We start from the raw sequence: 19,931 nt of genomic DNA, 5'->3' as shown, positions 1-19,931 counted from the left end.
CCCCTTCCCGGGCTCCGTAGACTCACTCACCATGAGCAACGACCCCGCCGTGGAGATCCGCGGACTGGTGAAGCGGTACGGCCCCAAAACGGCGGTGGACGGCCTGGACCTCACCGTCCCGCGCGGCTCCGTCACCGCGGTACTCGGCCCCAACGGCGCGGGCAAGACCACCACCGTGGAGACCTGCGAGGGCTACCACCGCCCCGACGCCGGCACCGTCCGCGTCCTCGGCCTCGACCCGGTCGCCCGGGCCGAGGAGCTGCGCCCGCGCATCGGCGTGATGCTCCAGTCCGGCGGGGTCTACTCCGGCGCCCGCGCCGTCGAGATGCTGCGCCACATGGCGAAGCTTTACGCCGACCCGCTGGACGTCGGCACCCTCGTGGAACGCCTCGGCCTCGGCGGCTGCGGCCGCACGCCCTACCGCCGGCTCTCCGGCGGCCAGCAGCAGCGGCTCGCCCTGGCCATGGCCGTCGTCGGCCGCCCGGAGCTGGTCTTCCTGGACGAGCCCACCGCCGGCCTCGACCCGCAGGCCCGCCGCGCGACCTGGGAGCTCGTACGGGAACTGCGCGCCGACGGGGCCACCGTCGTCCTCACCACCCACCACATGGACGAGGCCGAACAGCTCTCCGACGAGGTCGCCATCGTGGACGCCGGCAAGGTCATCGCCCACGGCAGCCCCGAGCAGCTGTGCCGGGGCGGCGCCGAGAACACCCTGCGCTTCACCGGACGCCCCTCCCTCGACCTCGCCTCGCTGCTGAAGGCCCTGCCCGACGGCACCCAGGCGGCCGAGCTCACCCCGGGCGCCTACCGGCTCACCGGCGACGTGGACCCGCAGATGCTGGCCACCGTCACCTCCTGGTGCGCCCAGCACGGGGTGATGCCGGACAGCCTCTCCGTGGAACGGCACACCCTCGAAGACGTCTTCCTTGAGCTGACCGGTAAGGAGCTGCGCGCATGAGCGCCGGTACGTTCACCCCCCGGCCCGGGGCCGCGCCGGTGTCCCGGATGATCCTCGCGCAGACCGCGCTGGAGACCCGGATGCTGCTGCGCAACGGGGAGCAGCTGCTGCTCACCGTGATCATCCCGGCGCTGCTGCTGACGCTCTTCTCCGCCGTGGACATCGTGGAGACGGGTGCCGGGAAGCCGGTCGACTTCCTGGCCCCCGGCATCCTCGCGCTCGCCGTGATGTCCACCGCCTTCACCGGCCAGGCCATCGCCACCGGCTTCGACCGCCGCTACGGGGTGCTCAAGCGGCTCGGGGCCTCCCCGCTGCCGCGCTGGGCGCTGATGGCCGCCAAGACCCTGTCGGTGCTGGTCACCGAGGTGCTCCAGATCGCCCTGCTGACGGTGATCGCCTTCGCGCTGGGCTGGTCCCCGCACGGGAACCCGCTGTCGGTCGCGGCGTTGATCCTGCTCGGCACGGCCGCCTTCTCCGGGCTCGGGCTGCTGATGGCGGGCACCCTCAAGGCCGAGGTGACCCTGGCCGCGGCCAACCTGGTGTTCCTGCTGCTGCTGGTCGGCGGCGGGGTGATCGTGCCGCTGGAGAAGTTCCCCGGCGCGGTGCAGGCGGTCCTGGGGCTGCTGCCGATCTCGGCGCTGTCCGACGGGCTGCGCGAGGTGCTCCAGCACGGGGCCGCGCTGCCGTGGGGCGACGCGGCCGTGCTCGGAGGCTGGGCGGTACTGGGCCTGGGGGCCGCGGCGAAGCTCTTCCGCTGGGATTGACTCCTCACCTCCGCGAGCGGAGGTGATTCCTGGCTCACACCGCTCGACCCTCCAACGGACGGCCGAGTCTCACGTGATCAACACCAACCGGGTTGAGACCCGCCCGGTTACTCACTGCCACGGTACCATCACTCGACTACTGCATTCACGCAATCAGTGACGCCGGGGGGCGGGCATGGCGCAGCGGGAGGCCGTTCTACGGCTGGACGAGCAGTGGGCGCGGATCAGGTCGGGAGCGGCGCACGCCGGCCCCGCCGAGAGCGAGCGGCTGCTGCGCGAGCTGATCGGCGCGCTGCGCGAGCCCGCCCGGACCGACCCCGAGTGCGCCGCCCGGCTCGGGCTGCGCCTGGGCGACCTCGCGGCGCGCCGGTTCGCGGGCGGGGACCGGGCCGGGGCGCTGGCCGCCGTCGAGGAGGGGCTGCGGTATGCGCAGGGAGCCGCGCCGCACGCGCCGGAGTACGCCCGGTGGTACGCCCGGGGTCTGATCAACCAGGGGGTCTGGCTGGCCTGGCCGCTGAGCGACGGGGCGCGGCTCCCCCGGCATCCGCTGGGCGGGGGCGGCGCCGCGAGCGGACCGAGCGCGATGGAACGGGCGGCCGGCGAGCGCGCCCGTGACCTGACCCGGGCCGCCGTCGAGGTCTGGGCGGGCCTGGACCAGGACGACCCGGTCAACCGGCGGGGGCTCGCGCAGGCCAAGGTGTTCCTCGGGGACCGGCTCGCGGAGCTGGGCTCCGCCTCCGAGGCGGTCGCCTGGGCGGTGGACGCGGAGTCCGGGTTCCGCCGGCTGCTGCTCGCCGCCCCCGGGCCCGAGGAGGCTCAGGAGGCGGAGGAGGCCCTGGACCACATCGGCCGCCAGCTGGAGCTGCGGCTGCGCTTCCTGGGCTTCGACTCGCTGGCGGGACTGCGGGCCGAGGGGCTGCTGCCGGAGCGGCTGCTGCCGCAGGCGGTGGTGGCCGCCCGGATCCAGGGCGTGCCCGAGGCCGTGATCGGGACCCGGCTGGGGCTGGACGCCGAGCAGGTCGCCACGATGCTGGAGGTCACCCCCTGGGTCGCGGTGTGGCGGGTGGAGGTGCGCGGGCCCGACGGGCTGTGGAGCGTACGGCCCGAGCCGTGGCGGGGCTCGGCGGAGGTTCGGGGGCTCACGGCGCGGGAGGTGGGGGACGGGCTGGTGCGGGAGTTCGCCCGGTCGCCGCAGTATCCCGGCGAGGGCGGCCGGTGGCGCGTCCTCGTGTGGTGGCACGAGGAGGGCGATCCCGCCGGGGCCAGGTTCCGCCTGGTCGTCGGGCCCGACGCACCAGCTGCCACCCCCTCGTGAAACTTTGCACAAGGCGCCGCATACGATAGGCGCCGTGTTGAACCCATTCGCATACATCGCCGACCGCTGGACGCCGTCACCCCGGACCGTCCGGCGGGCCGCGTCCGCCGCGCTCCTGATGAGCATGGCCATCATCGTCACCGGTGGCGCGGTGCGGCTGACCGGATCCGGTCTCGGCTGCGACACCTGGCCCAAGTGCACCGACGACAGCCTGGTCGTGACGCAGGCCCAGGGCTTCCACGGCGTCATCGAGTTCGGCAACCGGATGCTGACGTACGTGCTCAGCGCGGCCGTCGGCTGGTTCATCCTCGCGGCGCGCTCGGCCAAGCCCTGGCGGCACTCGCTGACGAAGCTCGGCTGGGTCCAGTTCGTCCTCGTGGTGTGCAACGCGATCCTCGGCGGCATCACCGTCCTGACCGGTCTCAACCCGTACAGCGTCGCCGGGCACTTCCTGCTCGCCACCGGCCTGATCGCGGTCACCACCGTCTCCTGGCAGCGCACCCGTGAGGGCGAGGGCGCCCCCCGGCCGCGCGTGCCCGGGCCGGTGCGCAAGCTGTCGTGGGCGCTGATCGCCACCACCCTCGTGCTGATCGCGGCGGGCACGGTCGTGACGGGCTCCGGGCCGCACGCCGGTGACAAGAGCGAGATCAAGCGGATGCCGTTCGACTGGGCGGCCACCGCCCACGTGCACGCGATCGCCGCCTGGCTGGTCTGCGCGCTCGCCGTCGCCATGTGGCTGGTGCTGCGGGTGGTGGACGCTCCCCTCGACACCCGGGCGCGCGCCCGCGACCTGCTGCTCGTGCTGCTCGCCCAGGGCGCCATCGGGTACGTGCAGTTCTTCACGCAGCTGCCCGAGGTGCTGGTCGCCGTGCACATGCTCGGCTCCTGCCTGGTGTGGATCGCCGTGCTCCGCGTGGCCCTGAGCCTGCGCGAGCGCTCCGCCGACCGGGCCGAGGTCCCGGCGCGGGACGAGGCGCAGCTCTCGGCGGTCTGAGGCGCCCGTCCGGCAGGGCGTCAGGCGCGGCGGCCGGTGCGGTGTCCGGTGCGGTGTCCGGTGTCGTCAGCCGCGCTCGTCGAGCCGGTAGACGCGCCGGGCGTTGCCCGCCGCGAGCATCCCCGCGACCCGTTGCGCGTCCTGCCAGGACCAGGCCCCGTCCGCGACCCAGCCGCCCAGGACCCGGCCCAGCGCCTCGCGGAACACCAGCGCGCCGACGGCGTGCAGCTCGGGCAGGTTCCGGCCGCCGCTGGAGTACAGCAGCTTGCCGAAGGGCGCGAGTTCCAGCAGCTCGGCCAGTACGGGGCCGGCCCGCGCCCCCGTCCGCGCGAGGGCCGGGCCGAGGTCGGCGTGGACGTGCGGGTACGCCGCCGCCAGCCGGGCCGTGTGCCGGTGGTACGGGTACCCGCCGAACAGCACCAGCCGCGCCCCGACGCCCGCGGTGGCCCGTACGAACCCGGTCAGCGGCTCCGGGTCGGCCCCGCCGGTGTGCAGCTGGAGCGGCAGCCCGGAGGTCACCGCGCTCCACAGCAGGTGCCGCAGGAGTACGGGGTCCCGTAGCGCCCCTCCCCTGGTCCGGGCGGCCAGCCACCGCCCGGCGGCCCCGCGCACCTCACCGGGCCCGGGCGGCTCCGGGGCGCGGGCCAGGGCGGCCGCGCAGCCGGTGCGGGCCCCGCAGCGGAAGGCGACGGCTCCGGCGGCGGCGTGGTGGACGGCTCCGGCGAGGTTGGCGAGGAAGGCGGCGACGGTGCCGGAGGTGTCGGCGGCCTGCTCGGCCAGTAACTCCAGCCGGACCACCTCGAAGGCCTCCGCGTCCCCGGCGAGGGCCAGTTCCTTGGGCCCCGTGAGGTCCCCGGGGGCTCCCGTGTCGACGAGGTAGGACCCCACCCCCGAGCCGCGCAGCAGCCTGCGCGCGCTCTCGGCGGCCCCCAGTTCGCGGCGCCGGGCCAGGTAGCGGGCGGGCGCGCAGTGCGGCTCCAGCCCCAGCAGGGGCGGGCACCAGCGGCGTACGGCGAAACCGGTCTGGGTGTCGAAGAAGGTGGTGCCGGCGGCGGGCGGGCCCGCCGTACGGATCAGCTGGGCCTCGAAGGTGGCGAGTCCCAGCTCCGTACGGAGCACTCCGTGGCAGTGCTGGTCCACCAGGGGCGGCGTTTCGATCATCCGGGCATCCCGTTGCGGACGTGAGGAAGGGGCTTCCACACGTCCTAACGGGTGAGCGGGGTGTGAGGTGTTGCTCGCGCGCTTGACCGAGCGGGCACCCGGGGGGTCAGGCCGCCGGGTTCGCGGGGCCGCCGAGCTGGATGCCGGCCATCCGCGTCCACTCGTAGGGGCCGGTCTTCACACGGGCGGCGAACTCCCCGTCGAACTCCTCGTGGAGGGTCAGCCCGGCCTTCTCGGCGGCGAGCTGGGCCACGGCGTACGTCGGGGCCACCAGGTCGCCCCAGCCCCCGTCGGTGCCCACGAGCACGATCCGGGTGCCGGCCTGGCCGATGTGCGCGAGCTGGCCCTCGGCGCCGCCGTGCTGCTTGGCGAACGCGCCGATCTGCCGGGCCAGCTTCGCGGCCGTACGGCTCTGCTTCTTGTCCGCGGGCGCTGCGGCCCCGGCGGTGTCTGCGGTGTCTGGGGTCTCTGCCATGGACGGCATGCTACCGGCGAGTAATCAACGGAGGAAGGGATCCACGGCCACGGCGACGAAGAGGAGCGACACATAAGTGATCGACCAGTGGAACAGCCGCATCTCCTTGAGCTTCGCGCCCGTCACCCCGGCCTTGGCCCGGGCGCTCAGCGCGTGCGCCTCCCACAGCCACCAGCCGCCGGCCAGCAGCGCGACCGAGGTGTAGAACCAGCCGGTGTACCCCAGCGGGGTCAGCAGCAGCGAGACCGCCACCATCACCCAGCTGTAGAGGACGATCTGACGGGCGACGGCCTTGTTGCCCGCCACCACCGGCAGCATCGGCACGCCGACCCGCGCGTAGTCGTCCTTCACCTTCATGGACAGCGGCCAGTAGTGCGGCGGCGTCCAGAAGAAGATGACGAGGAAGAGGATGACCGCGGCCCAGGAGACCTCGTTCTTCACCGCCGACCAGCCGATGAGCACCGGCAGACAGCCGGCGATCCCGCCCCAGACGATGTTCTGCGCGGTGCGCCGCTTCAGCAGCATCGTGTAGACGACCACATAGAAGAGGAGCGCGCCGAGCGCGAGGGCTGCCGACAGCCAGTTGATGAGCAGGCCGAAGAACAGGGTCGAGATGACCCCGAGCGAGATGCCGAAGACCAGGCACTCACGCGGGCTCACCATGCCGGTCACCAGCGGCCGCTGCGCCGTGCGGTCCATCAGCGCGTCGATGTCGCGGTCGATGTACATGTTCAGCGCGTTGGCGCCGCCCGCGGAGAGGTAGCCGCCGAAGCAGGTGGCGAGCACCAGCCACAGCGAGGGCACCCCCTGCTCGGCGAGGAACATCACCGGCACTGTGGTGATCAGCAGAAGTTCGATGATCCGAGGCTTGGTCAAAGCCACGAAAGCCATGACCCGGGCCCCGAACGGCCGGTGACCGGGGCTCGTCCCGAGCACCCCCGCTGGACGGGATTCGACGGCCGTCACGCACACCCCTGAGAGAGAATCCAGCAAGCTTCCGACGCGGCCCCTTCAGTAAATGAAAGGGCGGTAAAGGCTTGCGCGTACCACGCCACTGTAGACGTAGCTCTTACCTCGCCCCGCGCGGGGGTCGACTCGTGTTGGGCCGATCGGACCGACGGCCGCGTCCGCGGCCGCCGGATCCCAGGTGAACACCGGGCGCCGGGACGGCGACGCACTGCCTGCACTCGAATAGCCGCACGCCCCGGCGGGGGTAGGCTCGGAATCGCGCCGGTGTCACCGTTCGTCACCGGGAAAACAACATGTGGAGAGGAGCCCTGGCAACGGTGAGCACCAAGCCGACCACCACAGAGCTCGAGTGGACCGAACTGGACCAGCGGGCCGTCGACACCGCCCGCATCCTGGCCGCCGACGCGGTCCAGAAGGTCGGGAACGGCCACCCCGGTACGGCGATGAGCCTGGCACCCGCCGCGTACACGCTTTTCCAGAAGGTCATGCGGCACGACCCGGCGGACCATGAGTGGGTCGGCCGCGACCGCTTCGTGCTCTCCGCGGGGCACTCGTCCCTCACCCTTTACACCCAGCTCTACCTCGGTGGCTTCGGCCTGGAGCTGGACGACCTCAAGGCGTTCCGCACCTGGGGCTCCAAGACCCCCGGACACCCGGAGTACGGCCACACCGAAGCCGTCGAGACCACCACCGGCCCGCTGGGCCAGGGCATCGCCAACGCGGTGGGCATGGCCATGGCCGCCCGCTACGAGCGCGGCCTGTTCGACCCGGAGGCCGCCGCGGGCACCTCCCCGTTCGACCACATGATCTACGCGATCGCGGGCGACGGCTGCCTCCAGGAGGGCATCTCCCACGAGGCGTCCGCGCTGGCCGGCCACCAGAAGCTCGGCAACCTGGTGCTGCTGTGGGACGACAACCACATCTCCATCGAGGGTGACACGGAGACGGCCGTCTCCGAGGACACCATCAAGCGCTACGAGGCGTACGGCTGGCACGTCCAGCGCGTCGAGCAGCAGGAGAACGGCGACCTCGACCCGAAGGCCCTGTTCGCCGCCCTCCAGGCCGCCAAGGCCGAGACCGGGCGCCCGTCCTTCATCGCGGCCCGCTCGATCATCGCCTGGCCAGCCCCGCACGCCCAGGGCACCGAGGCCTCCCACGGCTCGGCCCTCGGCAACGACGAGGTCGCCGCGACCAAGCGCGTGCTCGGCTTCGACCCGGAGCAGACCTTCGAGGTCTCGGACGCGGTCATCGCCCACACCCGCAGCCTGGCGGACCGCGGCCGCGAGGCCAGGGCCGCCTGGGAGAAGGACTTCTCCGCCTGGCGCACCGCCAACCCGGAGCGCGCCGCCGCCTTCGACCGCATCGAGGCCAACGAGCTGCCCGCGGGCTGGGAGGACAAGCTCCCCGTCTTCGAGACCGGCAAGGGCGTCGCCACCCGCGCCGCCTCCGGCAAGGTCCTCGAGGCCCTCGGCGCGGTCATCCCGGAGCTGTGGGGCGGCTCGGCCGACCTGGCCGGCTCCAACAACACGACCATCGACAAGAACTCCTCGTTCCTGCCGGTGGGCAACCCGCTGCCGGAGGCCGACCCGTACGGCCGCACCATCCACTTCGGCATCCGCGAGCACGCCATGGCCGCGGCCATGAACGGCATCGCGCTGCACGGCCACACCCGCATCTACGGCGGCACCTTCCTGGTGTTCTCCGACTACATGCGCAACGCCGTCCGCCTCTCCGCACTGATGCACCTGCCGGTGACGTACGTGTGGACGCACGACTCCATCGGTCTCGGCGAGGACGGCCCGACCCACCAGCCGGTCGAGCACGTCGCCGCGCTGCGCGCCATCCCGGGCCTGAACGTGGTCCGCCCGGCGGACGCGAACGAGACCGCCATCGCCTGGCGCGAGATCCTGCGCCGCCACACCAAGGTGTTCGGCAAGGGCGCCCCGCACGGTCTGGCGCTCACCCGCCAGGGCGTGCCGACCTACGAGCGCGACGAGAACGCCGCCAAGGGCGGTTACGTGCTGTTCGAGGCCGAGGGCGGCCCCGCCCAGGTCGTCCTCATCGGCACCGGCTCCGAGGTCCAGCTCGCCGTCGCCGCGCGCGAGGCGCTGCAGGCCGAGGGCGTCCCGGCGCGCGTGGTCTCGATGCCCTCCGTCGAGTGGTTCGAGGAGCAGGACCAGGAGTACAAGGACAGCGTTCTGCCGCCCTCCGTCAAGGCGCGAGTCGCGGTCGAGGCCGGCATCGGCCTGACCTGGCACCGTTACGTCGGGGACGCGGGCCGGATCGTCTCGCTGGAGCACTTCGGTGCCTCGGCCGACGGCGCCGTCCTGTTCCGCGAGTTCGGCCTCACCGCCGAAGCCGTCACCGCAGCCGCCAAGGCCTCCATCACCGCCGCCGCGCGCTGAGACCGGCACCTGAACCAGTAGGAGATGTAATTCCCATGGCAGACGCACTCAAGCGCCTCTCCGACGAGGGCGTGGCGATCTGGCTGGACGATCTGTCCCGCAAGCGCATCACGTCCGGCAACCTCGCCGAACTCATCGACCAGCAGCACGTGGTCGGTGTCACCACCAACCCGTCGATCTTCCAGAAGGCGATCAGCAGCGGCGACGGCTACGAGCAGCAGCTCACCGACCTCGCCACCCGCAAGGTCACCGTCGACGAGGCGATCCGCATGATCACGACGGCGGACGTCCGTGACGCCGCCGACATCCTGCGTCCGGTCTACGACTCGACCGAGGGCCAGGACGGCCGCGTGTCGATCGAGGTCGACCCGCGTCTGGCGCACAACACCGCGGCGACCATCGCCGAGGCCAAGCAGCTCGCCTGGCTGGTGGACCGCCCCAACACCCTCATCAAGATCCCGGCGACCGAGGCCGGCCTGCCGGCGATCACCGAGGTCATCGGCAAGGGCATCAGCGTCAACGTGACGCTGATCTTCTCGCTGGAGCGCTACCGCGCGGTCATGGACGCGTACCTGGCGGGCCTGGAGAAGGCGAAGGCCGCCGGCCTGGACCTCTCCAAGATCCACTCGGTCGCTTCCTTCTTCGTGTCCCGCGTGGACAGCGAGATCGACAAGCGCCTGGACGGCATCGGCACCGACGAGGCCAAGGCCCTGAAGGGCAAGGCGGCCCTCGCCAACGCCCGTCTGGCCTACGAGGCGTACGAAGAGGTGTTCGGCAGCGAGCGCTGGGCGGCCCTGGACAAGGCGCAGGCCAACAAGCAGCGTCCGCTGTGGGCCTCGACCGGCGTCAAGGACCCGGCGTACAAGGACACCCTGTACGTGGTGGACCTGGTCGCGCCCGGCACCGTGAACACCATGCCCGAGGCGACCCTGGAGGCCACCGCCGACCACGGCGAGGTCTCCGGCGACACCATCCGGGGCACCTACGAGCAGGCGCGCGCCGAGCTGGACGCGGTCGCGAAGCTCGGCATCTCGTACGACGATGTGGTGCAGCTGCTCGAAGACGAAGGCGTCGAGAAGTTCGAGGCGTCGTGGAACGACCTGCTGAAGTCGACCGAGGCGGAGCTCAAGCGCCTCGCCCCCGCGGAGGACTGAGTATTTTGTCGGTGAACGGAGCGAACCCGCTTCGTGACGCACAGGACCGGCGGCTCCCGCGCATCGCGGGGCCGTCCGGCCTGGTCATTTTCGGCGTTACGGGTGACCTGTCGCGCAAGAAGCTCATGCCCGCCGTCTACGACCTCGCGAACCGCGGCCTGCTGCCTCCGGGCTTCTCGCTGATCGGTTTCGCCCGGCGTGAGTGGCAGGACGAGGACTTCGCCCAGGAGGTGTACGAGGCCGTCAAGGAGCACTCGCGCACCCCCTTCCGTGAGGAGGTCTGGCAGCAGCTGGTGCAGGGCTGCCGGTTCGTCCAGGGCGAGTTCGACGACGACGCGGCCTTCGAGACGCTGAAGTCGACCATCGAGGAGCTCGACAAGGCCCAGGGCACGGGCGGCAACTTCGCCTTCTACCTCTCGGTGCCGCCGAAGTTCTTCCCCAAGGTGGTCCAGCAGCTCAAGGACCACGGCCTGGCGCAGAAGGAGGGCTCCTGGCGGCGTGCCGTCATCGAGAAGCCCTTCGGCCACAACCTGAAGAGCGCGGAAGAGCTCAACAAGGTCGTCCACGAGGTCTTCCCCCGTGACGAGGTCTTCCGGATCGACCACTACCTCGGCAAGGAGACCGTCCAGAACATCCTGGCGCTCCGCTTCGCCAACACCATGTTCGAGCCGATCTGGAACCGGTCGTACGTCGACCACGTGCAGATCACCATGGCGGAGGACATCGGCATCGGCGGCCGGGCCGGTTACTACGACGGCATCGGCGCGGCCCGCGACGTCATCCAGAACCACCTGCTCCAGCTGCTGGCGCTGACGGCGATGGAGGAGCCCGGCTCCTTCCACCCCAAGGCGCTGGTGGCCGAGAAGCTCAAGGTGCTGGCCGCCGTGGAGCTGCCGGAGGACCTGGGCAAGCACACCGTGCGCGGCCAGTACTCGGCGGCCTGGCAGGGTGGCGAGAAGGTCGTCGGGTACCTCGAAGAGGACGGCATCGACCCCAAGTCGAAGACCGACACCTACGCGGCCATCAAGCTGGAGATCAACAACCGCCGCTGGGCGGGCGTCCCGTTCTACCTGCGCACGGGCAAGCGCCTGGGCCGTCGGGTGACGGAGATCGCGGTGGTCTTCAAGCGTGCGCCGTACCTGCCGTTCGAGTCGGGCGCGACCGAGGAACTGGGGCAGAACGCCCTGGTCATCCGGGTCCAGCCGGACGAGGGCGTGACGGTCCGCTTCGGCTCCAAGGTGCCGGGCACCTCCATGGAGGTACGGGACGTCACGATGGACTTCGCCTACGGCGAGTCCTTCACCGAGTCCAGCCCCGAGGCCTACGAGCGGCTGATCCTGGATGTCCTGCTGGGTGACGCGAACCTCTTCCCGCGCCATCAGGAGGTCGAGCTCTCCTGGAACATCCTCGACCCGATCGAGGAGTACTGGGACAAGCACGGCAAGCCCGCGCAGTACCCGGCGGGAACCTGGGGACCGGTCGAGGCGGACGAGATGCTCGCACGAGACGGACGGAGCTGGCGCCGGCCATGAAGATCGACCTCACGGAGACCACCTCCAGCAAGATCAACGCCGCGTTGGTGCAGGCGCGCCGGGACATCGGCACGCCGGCCATCGGCATGGTCCTCACGCTGGTGATCGTGACCGACGAAGAGAACGCGTACGACGCGCTCAAGTCGGCGAACGACGCGTCCCACGAACACCCCTCGCGGATCGTCGTCGTGGTCAAGCGGGTCAGCCGCTCCCCGCGCAGTCGCCGCGATGCCCGGCTCGACGCGGAGCTCCGCGTCGGGGCGGACTCCGGCACCGGGGAGACGGTCGTACTGCGCCTGCACGGCGAACTGGTCGACCACGCCCAGTCGGTCGTGCTCCCGCTGCTCCTGCCGGACGCCCCCGTGGTCGTCTGGTGGCCGGAGGGTGCTCCCGCGGACCTGGCGGGCGACCCGCTGGGCGCGCTGGCGCAGCGCCGGATCACGGACACGTACTCCTCCGAGAACCCGATCGAGGCCCTGGCCCTGCGGGCGCAGGCCTACGCACCGGGTGACACGGACCTGTCCTGGACCCGGATCACCCCGTGGCGCTCCATGCTGGCTGCCGCGCTGGACCAGCAGACGGTGTCGGTGGTCTCGGCGACCGTCGAGGGCGAGGACGAGAACCCGAGCTGCGAGCTGCTGGCCATGTGGCTGGCGGACCGCCTCGGGGTTCCGGTCAACCGGACCCTGTCAGGGGGGCCGGGGCTGACCGCCGTACGCCTGGAGACCAAGGACGGCCTGATCGTCCTGGACCGCGCGGACGGTGCGCTGGCGACGCTGTGCATGCCGGGGCAGCCCGACCGTGCGGTGGCGCTCAAGCGCCGCGACACGGCGGAACTCCTGGCGGAGGAGCTGCGCCGGCTGGACCCGGACAACACGTACGAGGCCTCGCTGAAGTTCGGCGTCGCCCGGCTCACGACGTCCGCCCCGGCCCCGAAGCCGTCTCCGGCCAAGGCCGAGGCGGCGGAGGCCCCTGTGGCCGAGGCCCCTGCGGCGAAGCCGGCCCCCAAGCCGGCCAAGCGGGCGGCGGCCAAGTAGCACCGGACCGCTGCGCGGAGCGATCCCCTACCCGCCCTTCCACCGTTCCCACCTCAGTCGCCGGTGCGGCTGGAGGTGCCGCGCAGCGGCACTTCCAGCCCGCCCGGCGTTTGAGGGCAAGGGGGGTCCGGGGGCTCGCCCCCGGTTTCTGGGGGCACCTCCCAGCGGTAGCTGGGGGAGAAGGGGCGGGGTGGGGAGCGGCTCCGCGCAGCGGCATCCGCACCACCCCCAGAACTACCAAGAAGGCGGCAGCACATGGGTATGACGACTCCCCAGGTCGTCGTCCACCGGGACAAGGAGCTGATGGCGCAGGCCGCAGCGGCCCGGCTCATCACGAAGATCGTGGACGCGCAAGCGGCCCGCGGCTCGGCCTCCGTCGTCCTGACCGGCGGCCGCAACGGCAACGGCCTGCTCGCGGCCCTCGCCGCCGCCCCCGCGCGGGACGCGATCGACTGGTCCCGGATCGACCTCTGGTGGGGCGACGAGCGGTACCTCCCCGCCGACGACCCCGAGCGCAACCACACCCAGGCCCGTGCGGCCCTCCTGGACGCCGTCCCGGTGGACCCGGCCCGCGTGCACGTCATGCCCGCCTCCGACGGCCCGTACGGCGCCGACGTGGACGCCGCCGCGGCCTCCTACGCCGCCGAGCTGGCGAAGGCCGCCGGGCCCGAGGACCACGGCCCGGTGCCCCGTTTCGACGTGCTGATGCTGGGCGTGGGCCCGGACACCCACGTGGCGTCCCTGTTCCCCGAGCACCCGGCGGCCCGCGAGACCGAGCGCACCGTCGTCGGCGTCCACGGCGCCCCGAAGCCTCCGCCGACCCGCGTCTCGCTCACCCTGCCGGCGATCCGCGCGGCCCGCGAGGTGTGGCTGCTGGCGGCCGGCGAGGACAAGGCCGGGGCGGTGGCCATCGCCCTCGGCGGCGCGGGCGAGGTCCAGGCTCCGGCGGCGGCCGCCTACGGCCGCAGCCGCACCCTGTGGCTGCTGGACCGCGCGGCGGCGGCCAAGCTGCCGACCGGCCTGTACCCCCCGGCCTCCGCCTGACGGCAGAGGCAGACGCAGACGCAGACGGCGAAGGGCCCCGCACCGGACGGTGCGGGGCCCTTCGTGCATCCGGCCTCAGCGGCCGCGCAGCTCCCGGTACGTGGCCACAAGCGCCCGCGTCGACGGGTCGAGGCTCTCCACGTGCGAGCCCTCCGTCAGCGCCGGCTCCACCCGCTTGGCGAGGACCTTGCCGAGCTCGACGCCCCACTGGTCGAAGGAGTCGATGTTCCACACCGCGCCCTGGACGAACACCTTGTGCTCGTACAGCGCGATGAGCTGGCCCAGCACCGCCGGGGTCAGTTCGGCGGCGAGGATGGTCGTCGTCGGGTGGTTGCCCTGGAAGGTCTTGTGCGGGACGAGCGCCTCGGCGACGCCCTCCGCCCGGACCTCGTCGGCCGTCTTGCCGAAGGCGAGCGCCTGCGTCTGGGCGAAGAAGTTCGCCATCAGCAGGTCGTGCTGCGCCTCCAGCGCCGGCGGCAGCTCCGCCACCGGGCGGGCGAAGCCGATGAAGTCCGCCGGGATCATCCGGGTGCCCTGGTGGATCAGCTGGTAGTAGGCGTGCTGCCCGTTGGTGCCGGGCGTGCCCCACACCACCGGGCCGGTCTGCCAGTCCACCGGATTGCCGTCCCGGTCCACGGACTTGCCGTTGGACTCCATGTCCAGCTGCTGCAAGTAGGCCGTGAAGCGGGAGAGGTAGTGGCTGTACGGGAGCACCGCGTGCGACTGCGCGTCGAAGAAGGCCCCGTACCAGACGCCCAACAGGCCCAGCAGCAGCGGGGCGTTCTGCTCCGGCGGCGCCGTGCGGAAGTGCCGGTCCATCTGCGCGAAGCCGCCCAGCAGTTCCCGGAAGGAGTCCGGGCCGATGGCGATCACCAGCGAGAGCCCGATGGCGGAGTCGAAGGAGTAGCGGCCTCCGACCCAGTCCCAGAACTCGAACATGTTGGCCGGATCGATGCCGAACTCGCCGACCTTCTCGGCGTTGGTCGACAGCGCCACGAAGTGCCGTGCCACCGCGGCCGCGTCGCCGCCCAGCCCCCCGAGCAGCCATTCCCGCGCCGAGGTGGCGTTGGTGATGGTCTCGATGGTGGTGAAGGTCTTCGAGGCGATGATGAACAGCGTCTCCGCCGGGTCCAGTTCGCGCACGGCCTCGTGCAGGTCGGCGCCGTCCACGTTGGACACGAAGCGCAGGGTCAGCCCGCGGTCGGTGAAGGCGCGCAGCGCCTCGTACGCCATCGCCGGGCCCAGGTCGGAGCCGCCGATCCCGATGTTGACCACGTTCTTGATGCGCTTGCCGGTGAACCCGGTCCACTCCCCCGACCGGACCCGGTCGGAGAAGGCCGCCATCTTGTCGAGGACCGCGTGCACCGCGGGGACGACGTTCTCGCCGTCCACCTCGACGACCGCGTCCGCGGGAGCGCGCAGCGCGGTGTGCAGGACCGCCCGGTCCTCGGTCGTGTTGATCTTCTCGCCGCGGAACATGGCGTCCCGCAGCCGTGCCACGCCGGTGGCCGACGCCAGTTCGCGGAGCAGCGCGAGCGTCTCGTCGGTCACGAGGTGCTTGGAGTAGTCGATGTGCAGGTCCCCGACCCGCAGGATGTAGCCGGTTCCCCGCTCCGGATCCGTCTCGAACAGATCCCGCAGATGCGTCTGCCCCAGCTCGTCCCGGTGCTTGCCGAGTGCGATCCACTCGGGCGTCCGGTTGAGCCTCGTACGGCTGTCTGCGTTCATCTCGGACATCAACCCACTTCTTCCGTCCTGTTGTGCCCCGCCACCTTCCAACCTAAGGGATTCGAAGGGGGACAACGCACACAAAGGGGCCCGGCCCGCGGGATTCGCTCTCCCACGGGCCGGGCCCCGAGTCACTCTCGAGTGTGGCCCCGACGTCTGCCGGGTCTCGGATCCCGACTCAGATCTCGCCCCGGAGCTTGGCGAGGGCCTCGGCGAGGATCGCCTCGCCGTCGGCGTCCGTGCGGCGCTCGCGTACGTACGCGAGGTGCGTCTTGTACGGCTCGGTGCGCGGCGGCGCGGGCGGGTTGTCCCGGTCCTGGCCGGCCGGGAACCCGCAGCGCGGGCAGTCCCAGGTGTCCGGCACCTGCGCGTCGCTGGCGAAGCTCGGCTGCGTCTCGTGCCCGTTCGAGCACCAGAAGGAGATGCGCAGGCGCGGCGCGGATTCGCCGCGCTCGGCCTCGCCCATCGGCCCGGCTCCGACCCGACTTCCACGAATCGCGTTGCCACTTGCCACGGTCGTAACTCCCTGCGTGATGGTGCCGCCGAGCGTGAGGGTATACCCGCTGGGGGCGCCCCAGTTTACGTAAAGCCCAACCCGCGTGCAGCAACCGGAGGGATCATCCCCACAAGGGAGTGGGGAGCAGAGGCACTTGTTCCGCAACCAGGACGCCGCACTCAGGATAAGGCCGTCACGGTGGCCGGGGCCGCCGGAATGGCCGGAACCGTCAGGTGCTGGACTTCATGAGCAGGCCGAGCGCGACGATGCAGGCGAACCACAGCAGGCCGATGACGACCGTGATGCGGTCCAGGTTGCGCTCCGCCACGGAGGAGCCGCCGACCGAGGACTGCATGCCGCCGCCGAACATGTCGGAAAGGCCGCCGCCCTTGCCCTTGTGCATCAGCACGAGCAGCATCAGCAGAGCGCTGAAGACGATCAGGGCGATCGAGAACCCCATAACCACGGCGATTCCTACTTTCTGGGCTTTCGGCTGCTGCTGGGAGGAAGCGAGGGCCGGCAAGCTGCGTCAGCAGCCCCCGGCCCCCGCAAGGGTACGACGGATCCGCCCTACCGCATACTCACTGGTCGCGGAAGCGGACGATCTTGACGAACTCGTCGGTGTCCAGCGCCGCGCCGCCGATCAGGGCGCCGTCGACGTCGGGCTGGGCCATGATCGCGGCGATGTTGCCGGACTTGACCGAGCCGCCGTACTGGATGCGGACCTTGTCGGCCAGCTCCTGGGAGTACAGCTCGGCGAGGCGGCCGCGGATCGCCCCGCAGACCTCCTGCGCGTCCTCGGGGGTGGCGACCTCGCCGGTGCCGATCGCCCAGACGGGCTCGTACGCGATCACGATGGACTCGACCTGCTCGGCCGGGACGTCCTTGAGGCCGCCGTCGAGCTGGGCCAGCGTGTACGGGACCTGCTGGCCGGCCTTGCGGATGTCCAGGCCCTCGCCGACGCACAGGATCGGGGTGATCCCGTTGCGGAAGGCGGCCTTGACCTTGGAGTTGCAGAGCTCGTCGGTCTCGCCGTGGTACTGGCGGCGCTCGCTGTGGCCGACGGCGACGAAGGTGCAGTTCAGCTTCGCCAGCATCGGACCGGAGATCTCACCGGTGTACGCGCCGGAGTCCTGCGCCGAGATGTCCTGGGCGCCGTACTTGATCTTCAGCTTGTCGCCGTCGACCAGGGTCTGGACCGAGCGCAGGTCGGTGAAGGGCGGGAGCACCGCGACGTCGACGGCGTCGTAGTCCTTGTCGGCGAGCGCGAAGGCGAGCTTCTGGACGTGGGCGATGGCCTCGAGGTGGTTGAGGTTCATCTTCCAGTTGCCCGCCATCAGCGGGGTGCGGCCGTTTGCGACAGAGGTCATAGGGGTTCAGCCCTCCAGGGCGGCGAGGCCGGGGAGCGTCTTGCCCTCGAGGTATTCGAGGCTGGCGCCACCACCGGTGGAAATGTGACCGAAGGCGTTCTCGTCGAAGCCGAGGATGCGGACCGCGGCGGCGCTGTCGCCACCGCCGACCACGGTGAAGGCCCCGCTGTTGACGAGCGCCCGCGCGATGGCGGTGGTGCCGCCCGCGTAGTCCGGGTGCTCGAAGACGCCCACCGGGCCGTTCCAGAAGACGGTCTCGGCGTCGGCGATCTTCGAAGCGTACAGCTCACGCGTCCTGGGGCCGATGTCCAGGCCCTCCTTGTCGGCGGGGATCTTGTCCGCGGCGACGGTGACGAACTCGGCCGGGGTCTTGCCCTTGAGGTCGGGGAAGTCCGCGGAGGCCAGGATGTCGACGGGGAGGACCAGTTCGACACCGGTGTCCGCGGCGCGCTGCATGTACTCCTTGACGACGTCGACCTGGTCCTTCTGAAGCAGGGAGATGCCGACCTCGTAGCCCTTGGCGTAGAGGAAGGTGTACGCCATGCCGCCGCCGATGAGGATGCGGTCGGCCTTGCCGAGCAGCTCGTCGATGACGGCGAGCTTGTCGGAGACCTTGGCGCCGCCGAGGACGACCACGTAGGGGCGCTTGACGTCGGCGGTGAGCTTCTTCAGGACGCCGACCTCGGTGGCGATGAGGTGGCCGGCCGCGTGCGGGAGGCGCGCGGGCAGGTCGAACACCGAGGCGTGCTTGCGGTGGACGGCGCCGAAGCCGTCGCCGACGTAGACGTCGGCCAGCTCGGCGAGCTGGTCGGCGAAGGCGCCGCGCTCGGCGTCGTCCTTCGAGGTCTCACCGGCGTTGAAGCGCAGGTTCTCGATGACGGCGACCCGGCCGTCGGTGAGGGCCTCGACCGTCTCCTTCGCGGAGGCGCCGACGGTGTCGGTGGCGAAGGCCACCTCCGCGCCGAGCAGCTCGCCGAGCCGCTTGGCGGCCGGCGCGAGGGAGAACGCCGGGTCCGGGGCGCCCTTGGGGCGGCCCAGGTGCGAGGCGACGACCACGCGGGCGCCCGCCGCGGCGAGCGCGGCGATGGTCGGCTGGACGGCGCGGATCCGGCCGTCGTCGGTGATCTCACTGCCCGCGAGCGGCACGTTGAGGTCGGCGCGGACGAAGACCCGCTTGCCGGCGACGCCCTCGGCGAGCAGTTCGTCGATCGTCTTCATGTGTTCCTACTCCTTTGGAGACCTTCACCCGGAGGGCGAGGACGGGGAGGGCGAGGCAAGCAACAGGGCCCGTACGGCGCCTCATCGCGCCGAGCGGACCCTGTGCTCACATCGTGGTGCCTTGCCCTACGCTTTTGCGCTGACGGCCTTAGAGCTGACCGCCGACGAAGACGGTGAGGTCGACGAGTCGGTTGGAGTAGCCCCACTCGTTGTCGTACCAGCCGACGACCTTGACCTGGTTGCCCTGAGCCATGGTCAGGGAGGAGTCGAAGGTGCAGGAGGCCGGCCAGTTCACGATGTCGGAAGAGACGATCGCGTCCTCGGTGTAGTCGAGGATGCCCTTGAGCTGGCCCTCGGCGGCCTTCTGGAAGGCGGCGTTGATCTCGTCCTTGGAGACCTCGCGGTCGAGCTCCAGGACCAGGTCGGTGACCGACCCGGTCGGGACCGGAACGCGCATCGCGATGCCGTCGAGCTTGCCCTTGAGCTGCGGCAGGACCAGCGCGGTGGCCTTGGCGGCACCGGTCGACGTCGGGATGATGTTCTCGGCGGCGGCGCGGGCGCGACGCAGGTCCGAGTGCGGGAAGTCCAGGATGCGCTGGTCGTTCGTGTACGCGTGGACCGTCGTCATCATGCCCTTGACGATGCCGAAGTTCTCGTCGAGGACCTTGGCCATCGGCGCCACGCAGTTGGTGGTGCAGGAGGCGTTGGAGATCACGTGGTGGCTGGCCGCGTCGTACTTGTCGTGGTTGACGCCCATCACGATGGTGATGTCCTCGTCCTTGGCCGGAGCCGAGATGAGGACCTTCTTCGCGCCGGCGGCGATGTGCTTGGCCGCGTCGGCCCTCTTCGTGAAGATGCCCGTCGACTCGATGACGATGTCGGCACCCAGTTCGCCCCAGGGGAGCTTCGCGGGGTCGCGCTCGGCGAAGGTCTTGAAGGTCTTGCCGTCCACCGTGATGGTGTCGTCGGTGTGGGAGACCTCGGCCTTGAGGCGGCCCAGAATGGTGTCGTACTTGAGCAGATGCACCAGGGTGGCGTTGTCCGTCAGGTCGTTGACACCGACGATCTCGATGTCCGCTCCCTGCTCGAGAAGAGCCCGGAAGTAGTTACGGCCAATTCGGCCAAAACCATTGATGCCTACGCGGATCGTCACGAACCGATCTCCTCGTTGGTACGCCGGCCTGTCCCGCCGGCGAGCTGTATGGGATGTCCCCGACCGCTTACGACCCTACCTCTCTGTGAGCTTTTGAGTGACATCGGTCGGAGCCTGACACTCCCCCTGCTTGGCGGGGGGAACCCCGCGAAGCCCTG

The 19,931-nt window shown here is 71.2% G+C and carries 18 protein-coding genes; 9 read left to right on the top strand and 9 right to left on the bottom strand.

The genetic code is table 11. The features are described from left to right. Positions 1–31 precede the first annotated feature (31 nt). The 4 genes from OOK34_RS21540 (at position 32) to OOK34_RS21525 (ending at position 4,031) form a co-directional block, all read left to right on the top strand. Positions 32–958 carry an ABC transporter ATP-binding protein gene (locus OOK34_RS21540; RefSeq protein ID WP_267035490.1) on the top strand — a complete coding sequence of 309 codons (927 nt, stop codon included), beginning with the start codon at positions 32–34 and terminating at the stop codon, positions 956–958. Next, complete coding sequence (locus tag OOK34_RS21535; protein ID WP_267035489.1) at positions 955–1,722, top strand: ABC transporter permease; 768 nt, start codon at positions 955–957, stop codon at positions 1,720–1,722. The genes OOK34_RS21540 and OOK34_RS21535 overlap by 4 nt, the downstream gene beginning before the upstream one ends. Positions 1,723–1,897: 175 nt before the next feature. Beyond that, positions 1,898–3,037: a hypothetical protein gene (locus OOK34_RS21530; protein WP_267035488.1), complete on the top strand. Its 1,140-nt coding sequence runs from the start codon at positions 1,898–1,900 to the stop codon at positions 3,035–3,037. Positions 3,038–3,041: 4 nt separating this feature from the next. Then, complete coding sequence (locus OOK34_RS21525; protein ID WP_267035487.1) at positions 3,042–4,031, top strand: heme A synthase; 990 nt, start codon at positions 3,042–3,044, stop codon at positions 4,029–4,031. A gap of 66 nt (positions 4,032–4,097) precedes the next feature. Here OOK34_RS21525 and OOK34_RS21520 read toward each other — a convergent pair whose 3' ends face one another. The 3 genes from OOK34_RS21520 to OOK34_RS21510 all read right to left on the bottom strand — a co-directional run bounded on the left by OOK34_RS21520 (position 4,098) and on the right by OOK34_RS21510 (position 6,639). Beyond that, entirely contained in the window at positions 4,098–5,192 is a 1,095-nt protein-coding gene (locus tag OOK34_RS21520; RefSeq protein ID WP_267035486.1) for an amidohydrolase, read from the bottom strand. Between the two features lie 106 nt (positions 5,193–5,298). Next, entirely contained in the window at positions 5,299–5,676 is a 378-nt protein-coding gene (locus tag OOK34_RS21515) for a hypothetical protein (RefSeq protein WP_267035485.1), read from the bottom strand. Positions 5,677–5,691: 15 nt separating this feature from the next. Then, positions 5,692–6,639, bottom strand: coding sequence for a heme o synthase (locus tag OOK34_RS21510; protein WP_267036854.1), 948 nt, complete (start codon positions 6,637–6,639; stop codon positions 5,692–5,694). A gap of 314 nt (positions 6,640–6,953) precedes the next feature. On the opposite strand from OOK34_RS21510, the gene tkt reads away from it, so the two are divergent. From tkt to pgl, 5 genes are all read left to right on the top strand, one after another. Continuing rightward, positions 6,954–9,041, top strand: a complete 2,088-nt coding sequence (gene tkt, locus OOK34_RS21505; RefSeq protein WP_267035484.1) for a transketolase — start codon at positions 6,954–6,956, stop codon at positions 9,039–9,041. Positions 9,042–9,076: 35 nt separating this feature from the next. Continuing rightward, positions 9,077–10,195 (top strand): transaldolase, encoded by a 1,119-nt coding sequence (gene tal, locus OOK34_RS21500; RefSeq protein WP_267035483.1) that lies wholly within the window; start codon positions 9,077–9,079, stop codon positions 10,193–10,195. Between the two features lie 2 nt (positions 10,196–10,197). Continuing rightward, positions 10,198–11,727 carry a glucose-6-phosphate dehydrogenase gene (zwf, locus tag OOK34_RS21495; protein ID WP_267036853.1) on the top strand — a complete coding sequence of 510 codons (1,530 nt, stop codon included), beginning with the start codon at positions 10,198–10,200 and terminating at the stop codon, positions 11,725–11,727. Further along, a complete protein-coding gene (gene opcA, locus OOK34_RS21490; protein ID WP_267035482.1) occupies positions 11,724–12,764 on the top strand; it encodes a glucose-6-phosphate dehydrogenase assembly protein OpcA in 1,041 nt (346 codons plus the stop codon). Before zwf ends, opcA begins: the two co-directional genes overlap by 4 nt. Before the next feature lie 261 nt (positions 12,765–13,025). Continuing rightward, positions 13,026–13,808 carry a 6-phosphogluconolactonase gene (gene pgl, locus OOK34_RS21485; protein WP_267035481.1) on the top strand — a complete coding sequence of 261 codons (783 nt, stop codon included), beginning with the start codon at positions 13,026–13,028 and terminating at the stop codon, positions 13,806–13,808. Positions 13,809–13,883: 75 nt separating this feature from the next. Here the strand turns inward: pgl and pgi are convergent, their stop codons facing one another. From pgi to gap, 6 genes are all read right to left on the bottom strand, one after another. Next, a complete protein-coding gene (gene pgi / locus OOK34_RS21480) occupies positions 13,884–15,536 on the bottom strand; it encodes a glucose-6-phosphate isomerase (protein ID WP_267036852.1) in 1,653 nt (550 codons plus the stop codon). Between the two features lie 178 nt (positions 15,537–15,714). After that, the gene (locus OOK34_RS21475) at positions 15,715–16,050 is read right to left on the bottom strand and encodes an RNA polymerase-binding protein RbpA (RefSeq protein WP_007263454.1); all 336 of its coding nucleotides are present in this window, start codon (positions 16,048–16,050) and stop codon (positions 15,715–15,717) included. A gap of 211 nt (positions 16,051–16,261) precedes the next feature. After that, positions 16,262–16,492, bottom strand: a complete 231-nt coding sequence (gene secG / locus OOK34_RS21470) for a preprotein translocase subunit SecG (RefSeq protein ID WP_267036851.1) — start codon at positions 16,490–16,492, stop codon at positions 16,262–16,264. A 121-nt stretch (positions 16,493–16,613) separates the two neighbouring features. Then, positions 16,614–17,402, bottom strand: a complete 789-nt coding sequence (gene tpiA, locus OOK34_RS21465; RefSeq protein WP_267035480.1) for a triose-phosphate isomerase — start codon at positions 17,400–17,402, stop codon at positions 16,614–16,616. A gap of 6 nt (positions 17,403–17,408) precedes the next feature. Beyond that, complete coding sequence (gene pgk, locus OOK34_RS21460) at positions 17,409–18,620, bottom strand: phosphoglycerate kinase (protein WP_267035479.1); 1,212 nt, start codon at positions 18,618–18,620, stop codon at positions 17,409–17,411. A 148-nt stretch (positions 18,621–18,768) separates the two neighbouring features. Beyond that, positions 18,769–19,773 (bottom strand): type I glyceraldehyde-3-phosphate dehydrogenase, encoded by a 1,005-nt coding sequence (gene gap / locus OOK34_RS21455; RefSeq protein WP_267035478.1) that lies wholly within the window; start codon positions 19,771–19,773, stop codon positions 18,769–18,771. Positions 19,774–19,931: the final 158 nt, after the last annotated feature.

The organism is Streptomyces sp. NBC_00091 (assembly GCF_026343185.1).
Classification (GTDB): Bacteria; Actinomycetota; Actinomycetes; order Streptomycetales; family Streptomycetaceae; genus Streptomyces.
This window is presented reverse-complemented; position numbering and strand designations above follow the sequence as displayed.